The organism is Pseudomonas sp. V98_8, from assembly GCF_029967975.1.
GTDB lineage: Bacteria > Pseudomonadota > Gammaproteobacteria > Pseudomonadales > Pseudomonadaceae > Aquipseudomonas > Aquipseudomonas umsongensis.
Genome location: NZ_JASCAE010000001.1, coordinates 152,614 through 164,786, shown reverse-complemented (window position 1 = coordinate 164,786; position 12,173 = coordinate 152,614). Strand labels below are relative to the sequence as shown.

At 58.1% G+C, this 12,173-nt stretch carries 12 protein-coding genes; 6 read left to right on the top strand and 6 right to left on the bottom strand.

Annotated features, from left to right (window positions below):
- Positions 1-104: 104 nt before the first annotated feature.
- Positions 105-1,292, top strand: a complete 1,188-nt coding sequence (gene cfaB, locus QLG10_RS00770; RefSeq protein ID WP_110748314.1) for a C17 cyclopropane fatty acid synthase CfaB — start codon at positions 105-107, stop codon at positions 1,290-1,292.
- A gap of 3 nt (positions 1,293-1,295) precedes the next feature.
- Here the strand turns inward: cfaB and cls are convergent, their stop codons facing one another.
- On the bottom strand, positions 1,296-2,735 hold the full coding sequence (gene cls / locus QLG10_RS00765; RefSeq protein ID WP_282485252.1) for a cardiolipin synthase: 1,440 nt from the start codon (positions 2,733-2,735) through the stop codon (positions 1,296-1,298).
- Positions 2,736-2,868: 133 nt separating this feature from the next.
- On the opposite strand from cls, the gene QLG10_RS00760 reads away from it, so the two are divergent.
- Positions 2,869-3,390, top strand: coding sequence for a DUF3617 domain-containing protein (locus QLG10_RS00760; protein ID WP_020797958.1), 522 nt, complete (start codon positions 2,869-2,871; stop codon positions 3,388-3,390).
- Positions 3,391-3,450: 60 nt separating this feature from the next.
- Here QLG10_RS00760 and QLG10_RS00755 read toward each other — a convergent pair whose 3' ends face one another.
- Positions 3,451-4,350, bottom strand: a complete 900-nt coding sequence (locus QLG10_RS00755) for a His/Gly/Thr/Pro-type tRNA ligase C-terminal domain-containing protein (protein ID WP_110748308.1) — start codon at positions 4,348-4,350, stop codon at positions 3,451-3,453.
- A gap of 195 nt (positions 4,351-4,545) precedes the next feature.
- Positions 4,546-5,442, bottom strand: a complete 897-nt coding sequence (gene folE2 / locus QLG10_RS00750) for a GTP cyclohydrolase FolE2 (protein WP_110748305.1) — start codon at positions 5,440-5,442, stop codon at positions 4,546-4,548.
- Between the two features lie 94 nt (positions 5,443-5,536).
- Here folE2 and zigA point away from each other — a divergent pair, with 94 nt between their 5' ends.
- On the top strand, positions 5,537-6,742 hold the full coding sequence (gene zigA, locus QLG10_RS00745; protein WP_110748302.1) for a zinc metallochaperone GTPase ZigA: 1,206 nt from the start codon (positions 5,537-5,539) through the stop codon (positions 6,740-6,742).
- Between the two features lie 3 nt (positions 6,743-6,745).
- On the opposite strand, the gene QLG10_RS00740 is transcribed toward zigA, so the two are convergent.
- Positions 6,746-7,102 (bottom strand): NADH:ubiquinone oxidoreductase, encoded by a 357-nt coding sequence (locus QLG10_RS00740; RefSeq protein ID WP_110748299.1) that lies wholly within the window; start codon positions 7,100-7,102, stop codon positions 6,746-6,748.
- A gap of 26 nt (positions 7,103-7,128) precedes the next feature.
- Here QLG10_RS00740 and QLG10_RS00735 point away from each other — a divergent pair, with 26 nt between their 5' ends.
- On the top strand, positions 7,129-8,094 hold the full coding sequence (locus QLG10_RS00735) for a CobW-like GTP-binding protein (RefSeq protein WP_110748296.1): 966 nt from the start codon (positions 7,129-7,131) through the stop codon (positions 8,092-8,094).
- 70 nt (positions 8,095-8,164) lie between these two features.
- Here QLG10_RS00735 and QLG10_RS00730 read toward each other — a convergent pair whose 3' ends face one another.
- Positions 8,165-8,578, bottom strand: a complete 414-nt coding sequence (locus tag QLG10_RS00730; protein WP_020797952.1) for a DUF3301 domain-containing protein — start codon at positions 8,576-8,578, stop codon at positions 8,165-8,167.
- 120 nt (positions 8,579-8,698) lie between these two features.
- Between QLG10_RS00730 and pdxY the strand changes: the two genes are divergently transcribed.
- Positions 8,699-9,571: a pyridoxal kinase PdxY gene (gene pdxY / locus QLG10_RS00725; RefSeq protein WP_282485251.1), complete on the top strand. Its 873-nt coding sequence runs from the start codon at positions 8,699-8,701 to the stop codon at positions 9,569-9,571.
- A 63-nt stretch (positions 9,572-9,634) separates the two neighbouring features.
- Here pdxY and QLG10_RS00720 read toward each other — a convergent pair whose 3' ends face one another.
- Positions 9,635-10,117, bottom strand: coding sequence for an acyl-CoA thioesterase (locus tag QLG10_RS00720; protein WP_083349923.1), 483 nt, complete (start codon positions 10,115-10,117; stop codon positions 9,635-9,637).
- 286 nt (positions 10,118-10,403) lie between these two features.
- On the opposite strand from QLG10_RS00720, the gene QLG10_RS00715 reads away from it, so the two are divergent.
- Positions 10,404-12,167, top strand: coding sequence for a cation:proton antiporter (locus QLG10_RS00715; RefSeq protein WP_179054955.1), 1,764 nt, complete (start codon positions 10,404-10,406; stop codon positions 12,165-12,167).
- Positions 12,168-12,173: the final 6 nt, after the last annotated feature.

Genomic DNA, 12,173 nt, shown 5'->3' with positions numbered 1-12,173 from the left:
CAACCGTTGTATATTCATGGAATGCCGCTATCAAATCGATAGCCAGCTAGTTTTCCAGGATGGTCTAACCTCTCAGCAGACGTCTGAAACAAGGGGGATTTTCCATGCTCGCGCAACTTCCACCGGCCTTACAGAATCTGCAGTTACCGCTACGCCTGCGACTCTGGGACGGTCATGAATTCAATCTGGGGCCGACGCCCAGTGTCACAATTGTGGTCAAGGACCCACAAATGGTCACCCAGTTCACCCACCCTAGCCTGGACGCGCTCGGGGCTGCGTTTGTCGAGGGCAAACTGGAACTCGAAGGTTCCATCAGCGATGTGATCCGCGTGTGCGATGAATGGAGTCAGGCGTTGCTGAATGAGGACGACAGCAATCAGCCGGTCCGCACCGTGCATGACAAGGAGACTGACGCCAAGGCAATCTCCTACCATTACGACCTCTCGAACGCCTTTTACCAACTGTGGCTCGACAGCGACATGGCGTATTCCTGCGCTTACTTCGAGACAGGCAGTGAATCCCTTGAACAGGCTCAACAGGCAAAATTCCGTCATCTGTGCCGCAAGTTGCGCCTGCAACCTGGCGAGTATCTGCTGGATGTCGGCTGCGGCTGGGGTGGGCTGGCGCGGTACGCTGCCCGTGAGTTTGGTGCGAAGGTGTTCGGTATTACCCTCAGCAAGGAACAACTGGCCCTGGCCCGGGAGCGGGTAAAAGAGGAAGGGTTGGAGGACCTGATCGAGTTGCAGTTACTCGACTACCGTGACCTGCCTCAAGACGGACGCTTCGACAAGGTGGTCAGTGTCGGTATGTTCGAACATGTCGGACACGCGAACCTGGCCGAGTATTGCAAAACCTTGTTCGGCGCAGTGAAAGAGGGCGGGTTGGTGATGAACCACGGGATCACCGCCAAGCACACCGATGGGCGTCCTGTGGGCCGCGGTGCGGGTGAGTTCATTGAGAAATACGTGTTCCCCAATGGAGAACTGCCGCACCTGTCGATGATCTCTGCCGAGATCAGTGAGGCAGGCCTGGAGATCGTCGATGTCGAGAGCCTGCGCCTGCATTACGCGCGAACCCTGGACCACTGGAGCGAGCGTCTGGAAGACAATCTGGAGGCGGCCTCGAAACTGGTGCCGGATCAAGCCCTGCGCATCTGGCGCCTGTACCTGGCCGGATGTGCCTACGCGTTCGCCCGCGGCTGGATCAACCTGCACCAGATTCTCGCGGTGAAGGCCCACGCCGATGGCAGCCATGAGCTGCCCTGGACGCGAGACGATATCTACAATCCCTGATCCCTAGAGAATGGGCGAAATAAGCCGGGCGACCCGCATGCCGACTTGCTGCAAGCGACGGGTCTCCCGGCCTTCTTCCTTGGCGATTTCGTGAGCCTGGTCGAAGTCGTCGTTTAGCATTTGCTCCACTTGGGCAGCAAACGCTTTGTCGACCGTCAGTAGCATCACTTCGAAATTCAATCGAAACGATCGGTTGTCCATGTTGGCACTGCCAATGGCGCTGATTTCACTGTCGATCAACACCACTTTCTGATGCAGGAACCCGGGTTTGTAGCGGAACACCCGCACACCGGCGCGCACGGCTTCAAAGGCATAGAGGCTGGAAGCGGCGTAGACGATTCGGTGGTCGGGCCGCGACGGCAGCAGGATTCGCACATCCACCCCGCGCAAGACCGCCAGGCGCAACGCTGCGAGTACCGCTTCATCGGGGATAAAATAAGGGCTGGTGATCCATACCCGTTCGGTCGATGCGTGAATCGCTTCGACGAAGAACAGTGAACAGGTTTCGTAGGCGTCCGCCGGGCCACTGGCGAGTACCTGGCACAGCACTCCGTCGTCCGGGTAAACCTGCGGCAGGATCAGCGGCGGTAATTCTCGAGCCGCCCAGAACCAGTCTTCGGCGAAGGATTCTTGCATGCAGGCCACCACCGGTCCCCGTACTTGCACATGGGTATCGCGCCACGGTGCCAGCGGTGGTTTCTCGCCCATGTATTCATCGCCAACGTTGTGGCCACCGACGAAGCCGAGCATGCCGTCGACGACCACGATCTTGCGGTGGTTGCGAAAGTTGACCTGGAAACGATTGAGCCAGCCGCTGCGGGTGGCGAAGGCTTTGACCTTGACGCCGCCATCGCGCAGTGACTGGACGTAACCGTGGGGCAGGGAGTGGCTGCCAATTCGGTCGTAGAGCAGGTAAATCGCCACGCCTTCGCTGGCTTTGTGCAGGAGCAAGTCATGAAGGCGACGGCCCAGCCGGTCATCGTGGATGATGAAGAACTGGACCAGTACGGCTTCCGTGGCCTGGTCGATGGCGTGGAAAATCGCTTCGAAGGTCGCCTGTCCATTCACCAGCAAGCGCACTTCGTTGTTTGCCAGGCACGGCATGCGCCCCAGTTTCGGCATGGCCCTCAGCGACGCGTAGGCGCTGGATGCGCGAGCGGTGAGGGCTTCCTCCACCCATGGCCGCCAGTTCAGCTCGGAGACCGCCTTGCGCATCTCCTCGTTGGCTTGGCGCCGAGCCTTGATGTAGCCGTCGAAGGAGCTGCGGCCGAATACCAGGTAGGGGATGAGTGTCAGGTAAGGCATGAACAACAATGACAAGGCCCAGGCAATCGAGCCTTGCGCAGTGCGGACGGTCAACACGGCATGGATTGCCGCAATCAGGCCCAATGAGTGCAGCAGTGCGATGAAATAACCAAAGACATGGGGTCCAAAATAATCCATGGGGGGCAGCCTTGCTCCTGAAGATTCAATGCTTAACAGACCATGTTCCGTGCAGAATGTCGCTATTTAATTGGCCCATGAACCGAAGCCCGCCGGCGACGTCTAACGGCCACTACTGATCAGGAGTTACTCGATGAACGTTCGTCTGCTGGGTTTGGCCATGGCATTTGGTTTGGCACTTCCTGTAGCTGCTCAGGCGCAGATGCTTCAGCCAGGTTTATGGGAATTGACTTCGAGCAACATGAAAGTCGATGACCAGAACCTGCCGGATCTGCAACTGATCCTGGGTCAAATACAAAGCCAGATGACTCCTGAACAGCGCGCGCAGCTGGAAAAACAGGGCATCACCATGGGTGGCAAAGGGATTCGGGCGTGCTTGACGCCAGAGCAGGTCAAGAGCGACAACATTCCGCTGACCGACCCACAATCGGGGTGCAAACAGGAAATCACCGAGCGCACCGGTAACCAGTGGAAGTTCCGTTTCAGCTGCCCGAAAGCACAGGGCGCGGGTGTAGCCACCTTCCTCAGCGATCGTGAGTTCACCACCAAGGTCAACGGTACGTTCAACGCCACCGGCATCCAGCAGAAGGGTAGCCTCGATACCCGCGCGGTCTGGTTGGGACAGGACTGTGGCACCGTAAAACCAAGAGCCTAAACATCAACGGGCGAGCCTTGCTTTTTTGTAGGAGCAAGGCTTGCCCGCGAAGACGTCCGTTCAGCCACCTCCAATCCCCGGCTGACTCAACCACTCGCCCACCGCCTCAACCTTCATCCTGCCAAAATCCTCTCCATGGCGATTGCGCACGCTGACATACCCGCCAGCTCTTTCCTGTTCACCAACCACCACCAGGTACGGCACCGTCTGACTGTGATGTCGAATCTTGTGGCGAACTTTTTCGTTACGCAGGTCCGCCAAGGCTCGCACGCCACTGCGGCGCAAGTGTTCGGTAACCGCGTGTGCGTAGCTTGCCTGCCGGTCATCCATGCTGACCACCACCACATGGGCTGGCAGGCGCCAATGCTGCAGCTCCTGGTGGCTGGACCAGCAGGTACCATAGATGCGTTGCTGCAAGGTGCCGTTGATGTGATCGAGGGCGAAAGCTTGTAAGACCCTGGTGGTGGGCACATGAGGGCCGCTCGTCACATAGTCGGTATTCCCCAGGCGATACAGCGACAGATCGGCGCAAGAGGGCGAGTGGTTGCGATTGCGGCGGATAGAGTGGTTGGCCGCCGCCAATGAATGCATACGCGCTTCGATCAGCGGCAGGTCAGCGGTTCTCATTGGGCGTTCGACAGCGAACTCACAATAGAACCCGTCACCCAACGCCGAGCCAGTTCGCAATTGAGCATGGGAATGCAATTGCTTGACCGCCATCGCCAATATCAGCGAACAGGAGCGCCGCAAAATCTCCAGGCCGTCGGGTTCCTGGGGCGTAACGATGTTGACCCTGGCATTGGCCCGGATCACGAACTCACAGTCCACCAACAGGCCGTCCACCCGACCTGCTACCGCAGCGCTGGCCAGCCCGGGGCCAATACTCGCGGCAACCTCATGTATGGACAGCGGTTGATCATATTCACGCAATGAACCATCGGGCAGAGTGATCTGGATCATGATTGTTGTTCTCGAATGCTTCGATCACATGCGTCAGCGGCTTAACCTTAGATCCAAACCCCGGCCGCTGTCATGTAGACGTTTGTCGTGCCCACTCAAAACTCGTTCTACAAAGCCCTGTAGACGCGCAGCAGATTGATTGTTGATGTGCGCTATAACTTCGGTGCAGATCCTCGCACAAGGTCTGTAAATGGATTATGCGGCCTCCCAGTTCCACCGACTCTCTGCGACGGCATCGTGGGCATGCAGGCTTTCAGCATGGATCACGCGTATCTGGAACCCACTGATGCCGGCTGAGCGTTTCAGGGCCAGGTTCAAGCGCCGAGCAGCGTCTTCGCAAAACATCAGGTTCTGACCATTAGCCAAGGCGAACGCCTGTTCGTCAGCCCGTTTGACAGCGGTTTGTACGGCGGTGCCGAGGGCAGCCTCGGCGTCGTTGATGATTGCGACCAGCGGCAATTCATCCAGGCTCTCGTGTAGTCGCAGACTCAATTGCGCCGTACTGCGTTGACTATGGGGCGTCGCAACAATGCCTTCAGGGGAGCCGAGCCAAGCAAGTACGTCGTCGTGATGCAATGTTCGGTTCGCAAAATCATCGACGAATTGCTGTTGGATCAGTTGTCGGGAAAGCGCGGCGGAACAAGGACAGGTCGAGGAATAAGGCAGTGCCATTTTTAGTTCCACGTGGAACATCTGGTTTTTCAAACGTGCTTCGATGCTGACGGGATAGCTTTTCCAGCCAGACAGAGGACTGAGCAATGCCGGTCTTTTCAGCAGCAAATCGGTGTGAATATTCAGGTAGGCGTTGTTTGCTAGCCCTTCGTGACTGATCAGGAAACTATGCAAAACCCGTCGTAGCAGACCGGGCGAGAGCGTTTCTTGCTCAAGCGTTTCCAAACCCAGATACAGCCGCGACATATGAATCCCACGCGCCTCGCCGTTATCGAGGCTTACGCCCGCGTCGGCCGTCGCGGGCAATTTTTTGCCGTCGAGTAAAACAGGAAGAGCAATGCCACACATGCCCACCCATTCCAATGGGAGGGCTTGGCGTAATGCCTGCGCGGCGATATCCGGCAGAGTCAGCGCATTCATGAGCAGGTCCATCGTGGAGTTTGTTGTGTAATGTTATATGATAACATTAAAACAAGCCCGACTATTTCACCGGGTACCCTGTGAGGAGCTTCTGATGCCAAATCGCCTTCCCGTGACAGTCCTCTCGGGCTTTCTTGGAGCCGGAAAAAGTACACTTCTAAATTACATATTACGTAATAGAAATGGTCTGCGCGTTGCTGTCATCGTCAATGACATGAGTGAAATCAATATCGACGGCAGTGAAGTCCAGCGCGATGTCAGTCTCAATCGTGCGCAAGAGAAACTCGTGGAGATGAGCAACGGCTGCATCTGCTGCACGTTGCGGGAAGACTTGCTGAAGGAGGTTGGCTCGCTCGCTCGGGAGGGTCGTTTTGATTACTTGTTAATCGAATCAACGGGCATTTCAGAACCGCTGCCAGTGGCGGAGACCTTTACCTTCCGCGATGAAAACGGCCAGAGCCTCACCGACATTGCCCGGCTCGACACGATGGTTACCGTGGTCGATGGCATGAATTTCCTGCTCGACTTCCAGGCTGCCGAAAGCCTGGCGTCCCGTGGCGAAACGCTGGGCGAGGGGGATGAGCGCGCGATCACCGATCTGTTGATCGAGCAGATCGAATTCGCCGACGTCATCCTGATCAGCAAGATCGACTTGATCAGTAGCCGAGAACGCGAGGAGCTGACGGCGATTCTTGAACGCCTCAATGCGCAGGCGCTAATCATCCCGATGGTCATGGGCGAAGTGCCGCTGGAGAAGATCCTCGATACCGGTCGTTTCAACTTCGAGAAAGCGGCGCAGGCACCGGGCTGGTTGCAGGAAATACGCGGTGAACACGTGCCGGAAACCGATGAATATGGCATCGCGTCCTACGTCTATCGCGCGCGTCGCCCCTTTCATCCGCAACGCTTCTTCAATTTCATCGAGGGTCCGTGGCTCAATGGCAAGCTGTTGCGCTCCAAGGGCTTCTTCTGGTTGGCGAGCAAACACACGGATGCTGGCAGTTGGTCCCAGGCCGGCGGAATGATGCGTTATGGTTTTGCCGGGCGCTGGTGGCGTTTCGTGCCGAAGGATCAGTGGCCGCAGGATCAGGAAAGCACCGCCGCCATCCTGCAGAACTGGGACGCTGATAGTGGGGATTGCCGGCAGGAACTGGTGTTCATCGGCCAGAACGTCGATTTCGCGCAACTTGCCGCCGAACTGGACGATTGCCTGTTGAGCGATGAAGAGATGGCGCCAGGCGCAGAGAGCTGGTGCTCGTTGCCTGATCCGTTTGGCCCTTGGTATGAAGAGGCCGCTTGATCCTCAAGGCTCGAGCCAGGTTCCCTGGCTCTGGGCTTCGCAAAACGGCTTCAAATACGCCGCATCCGTGGCAACGCCGTAATAGTGAATATCCTGCCGGTAAGGCATATTGGCGACTTGGGCGTTGCTGCACACGCCGAACGACCCACCAGGGCATTGGTCGACGTACTGCACTTCGACTTTCTGCCCTGCAAGGCTTGGCTTGCAGAATCCATCGGCAAAGAGTTTTTGCGGAATGTTGCGGTTTTGCTGGCAGACTTTCACGTCAAGCCGTTCCGCCTGACTGTGGACCACGCAAGCCTGGGCCAGCGCCTCGCCACTATTGAGCGCCAGCAGCAACGACACGCCTATCCACCGCATTCTTACCTCCCAAGACACCTTCGATCATGTTGCAGAACATACCCACCCATGTCATCGCCGGGCCACTGGGGGCCGGCAAGACCAGCCTGATCAGCCACCTGCTGGCGCAACGTCCCGCTGGCGAGCGCTGGGCGGTGCTGATCAACGAATTCGGACAGATCGGTATCGATGCCGCATTGCTGACCCGTGATGCCGATGGTATCGCACTGGGTGAAGTGGCCGGGGGCTGTTTGTGTTGCGTCAACGGTGCACCGTTTCAGGTCGGTCTCGGCCGTTTGTTACGCAAGGCGCGACCGGATCGACTGTTCATCGAGCCGTCCGGGTTGGGGCATCCGGCGCAGTTGCTCCGGCAGTTGCGTGAAGCGCCGTGGCAAGGTGTCCTGAGTGTCCAGCCCTGCATTCTGGTACTGGACGCCCAGGCGCTGGCTGCTGGCAAGCCGCTCCCGCCGGCGCAACAGGAGGCGTTGAAGAGTGCCGGCCTGTTGCTGTTGAACAAGGCGGAACACCTTGATGAAATCGCTCGGCAACGCCTTGTCGCGCAGTTGCCGGAACGCCCATTGTATTGGGCGCACCATGCAGCCTTGCCATTGAGCCAATTGCCTGGCCTGGCCGCGCAGGCTGTGGCGGGTGTGGATAACTTCGTGGCGCCCAAGGGGTTGGCGCAGTTGCCGGCGATCTGGACCGATCCGGCGCTACCGATTTGCTTGAGCCAGGCGCAGGAGGACAGCTGGAGCATTGGTTGGCGCTGGCATCCGAGCCAGACCTTTGACACTGACAGGATCGCTCGGTGGCTCGCGGGCCTTGATTGGCGGCGGGCCAAGTTGGTTATCCACAGCGTCGAGGGGTGGGTGTCGGCGAATGCGCTGGATAATGCGGCGCTGGAATGGCGGTCCAGCGAATGGCGCCAGGACTCGCGGATTGAGCTTATTTTCAGTCAGATGCAGGATGTTGAGGTGCTGCAACGAGGACTTGACGGCTGTCGGTTGGGGTGAGGATCAAGAGATTGTCCGAACGCGGCCCGAACCTGCGGCAGCTTCTACAGGGATCGCCAGTTGCGTTAGTTCAAGGCCGCCACTTGGTATGTTCCTGCCGCCACTGGCTCAACTCGATCACCTCGGCACGCGGCTTGACCACATCGACCACCGTGGCGGTGTCGTCGAATGGCACAGGATAAGGCGCCAGTTCGATCTGTGCGCTGTGTGGGCCGAATTGGGTGATGGTACCGTTGTGGCGGGTTTCGCCGGTTACGGTGAATTCGAAGTTATACACACGGGCCAATCGTCGTCGACCATTGGCATCCTTGATGAACGCTATTTTTTTCAATGCTACGTTGCCATCCAGCAACTCGATCCCAAGCTTGGCGCAATGCTGCTTGACCCGCTCGAGTGCGTGTTCGCGCAAGCCGTGGTTGTGCCATAGCCAGGCAGCCGCGGTAGCGAAAAGCATCAGCACTAGAATATTTCCAAGGGTCAGCATCTACAGGGCGCTCCAACAAGATAGTGTCAGCTTAACTGTGTCGTTGGTCTGTCGTACAGGCTGCGTTTAGTCGCATACTGCGCGGCACGAATTTCAATCGTTTTACGGATAACTTACCGCATGAAACGTACACCCCATCTGCTTGCTATCCAGTCCCACGTGGTGTTCGGTCACGCAGGCAACAGTGCCGCGGTTTTCCCGATGCAGCGGGTCGGGGTGAATGTCTGGCCGCTTAACACCGTGCAGTTTTCCAATCACACCCAATACGGCCAGTGGGCGGGAGACGTATTGGCGCCGCACCAGATTCCCGATCTGGTAGACGGTATCGCGGCCATTGGCGAGCTGGGCAATTGCGATGCGGTGCTGTCCGGTTACCTCGGCAGTGCAGCCCAGGGCAGGGCGATCCTGACGGGTGTGGCGAAGATCAAATCGATCAATCCCAAGGCGTTGTACCTGTGTGACCCGGTGATGGGCCATCCGGAGAAGGGTTGCAGCGTACCGGCGGAAGTCAGCGATTTCCTGCTGGAGGAGGCCACCAGCGTGGCCGATTTCATGTGCCCCAATCAACTGGAGCTCGACAGCTTCTCGGGGCGCAAGCCGCAGTCGCTGTTCGATTGCCTGGCGATGGCGCGGGCACTGCTGGCACGCGGGCCGACGGCGGTGTTGGTCAAGCACCTGGATTATCCCGGCAAAAAAACCGATGTCTTTGAGATGTTGCTGGTGACGGCCGAAGGCAGTTGGCACCTGCAGCGGCCGCTGCTGGCGTTTCCGCGTCAGCCGGTGGGTGTTGGCGACCTGACGTCCGGGTTGTTCCTGGCCCGCGTCCTGCTGGGCGATAGCTTGGTGGCAGCTTTCGAATTCGCCGCGTCGGCGGTGCATGAAGTGTTGCTGGAGACCCAGGCCTGCGCCAGTTACGAAATGGAATTGGTTCGGGCTCAGGACCGGATCACCCATCCGCGCGTGCGGTTCGAGGCCACGCCGATCAGTTTGTAGTTCCAGTTACGGCGAAAAGATCGCAGCCTGCGGCAGCTTCTACAGAGGCTGCGATCTTTTGCTTCAAGCGTCGCCCTTGATTTCCTGATAACGCTTTTCCAGCTCCTGACGAATCTGACGACGTTGCTGGGCCTGGATATAACGGCGCTTGTCTTCACTGTTTTGAGGTTGCAGTGGCGGCACCGGGGCGGGCTTGCGCTGGTCATCCACGGCGACCATGGTGAAGAAGCAGCTGTTGGTATGGCGTACCGAGCGCTCACGGATATTCTCGGTCACCACCTTGATGCCCACCTCCATGGAGGTGTTGCCGGTGTAATTGACCGACGCCAGGAAGGTCACCAGTTCACCGACATGGATCGGCTCGCGGAAAATCACCTGGTCTACCGACAAGGTCACCACATAGCGGCCGGCATAGCGGCTGGCGCAGGCGTAGGCCACTTCGTCGAGGTATTTGAGCAGGGTGCCACCATGAACATTGCCAGAGAAATTGGCCATGTCGGGGGTCATCAATACTGTCATCGACAGCTGGGCGTTTCCGGGTTCCATAGCGTTCTCACGGGTCAAGGCAAGGTTTGAGGGACGCACCTCTGCGGGCGCTTCAGCGGTTTTTTCAAACCAACAGATATCGGGACGCCGCGCGGGCGGCCGCCGTCACGCCTGATCGATCTGTTTCCATATATTGCACCGCCTTTTCGCCGGAAGTCGCGGTGTTACCCTGCAAAAGCCCGGACCCAGGGAAAAGTCCTACACGCAAAGCAGACTTTTACGCTGCTCGAATCGGACGCTTCGCCGCGTCCGATGATTAAGCCAATGCACCCAAGGAGCCCACGCCATGCATGCCATCAGTTTTATTCAGGATCTGGCAGTGATCATGTTGGTTGCGGGCGTGGTGACCGTACTTTTCCATCGGTTCAAGCAACCGGTGGTGCTGGGCTACATTGTGGCCGGCTTCATTATTGGCCCGCACACTCCGCCATTCGGCCTGATCCACGACGAAGAAACCATCAAGACCCTGGCGGAGCTGGGGGTGATTTTCCTGATGTTCTGCCTGGGCCTGGAGTTCAGCCTGCGCAAGCTGTTCAAGGTCGGTGCCACAGCGTTTATCGCGGCGTTCCTGGAAATCGTTCTGATGATCTGGATCGGCTACGAAATCGGCCGCTGGTTCGATTGGAACACGATGGACTCGCTATTTCTCGGGGCGATCCTGGCCATTTCCTCGACCACCATCATCGTCAAGGCACTCAATGACCTGAAGATGAAAAACCAGCGCTTTGCGCAGCTGATATTCGGCGTACTGATCGTCGAAGACATCCTCGGTATCGGCATCATCGCCTTGCTGTCCAGTATCGCGGTCAGCGGCACGGTCAGTTCGGGCGAAGTGTTCTCCACTGTCGGCAAGCTTTCGCTGTTCATGATCGTCGCGCTGGTCATTGGCATCTTGCTGGTACCGCGGTTGCTGGCCTACGTGGCCAAATTCGAAAGCAACGAAATGCTGTTGATCACCGTGCTGGGCTTGTGTTTTGGATTCTGCCTGCTGGTGGTCAAGCTTGAGTACAGCATGGTGCTCGGTGCGTTCCTGATTGGCGCGATCATGGCTGAGTCGCGTCAGTTGCTGAAAATTGAGCGCTTGATCGAACCGGTTCGCGATTTGTTCAGCGCGATCTTCTTCGTGGCGATCGGGTTGATGCTCGACCCGATGATTTTACTGCAATACGCCTGGCCAATTGCGGTGATCACCGTGGCGGTGGTGCTCGGCAAGATGCTGTCCTGCGGCCTTGGCGCCTTCATCGCCGGCAATGACGGACGAACTTCGCTTCGCGTCGGGATGGGGCTGTCACAGATTGGCGAATTCTCTTTCATCATTGCATCGCTGGGCATGACCCTGCAGGTCACCAGCAACTTCCTTTATCCGGTGGCCGTGGCAGTTTCGGTGCTCACGACGCTAATGACGCCCTATCTGATCCGCGCGGCCGACCCGCTGTCGATAAAACTGGCCGCGGTGATGCCGCAACGGCTGGCTCGTGTGTTGGGGATGTATGGCGAATGGCTGCGCAGTATTTCGCCGCAGGGCGAGGGTGCGTTGCTGGCTTCGATGATTCGGCGGATTTTGCTGCAGGTGGGGGTCAATCTGGCGTTGGTGATTGCGATCTTCTTCGCCGGCGCTTACTTTGCCGAAGGCATGTCTACCTATCTGCAAGACTGGATCAGTGATTCGAGCTGGCAGAAAGCGCTGATCTGGGGTGGCGCGCTGCTGCTGTCGCTGCCTTTCCTGATTGCCGCGTATCGCAAGCTCAAGGCGTTGTCGATGTTGCTGGCGGAAATGGGCGTCAAACCGGAGATGGCGGGTCGTCACACGCAGCGAGTGCGCCGGGTGATCTCCGAAGTGATCCCGATCCTCTCGCTGCTGGTGATTTTCCTGCTGCTGGCAGCCTTGTCGGCCAGTATTCTGCCGACCAACAAGTTGCTGGTCCTGATCGCCGTGGTCGCGGCCGCCGTAGCGGCGTTGCTCTGGCGCTGGTTCATCCGAGTGCACACACGGATGCAGGTGGCCTTGCTCGATACCCTGGAAAACCACAAGGATTCGCCGGGGCATTGATCATGT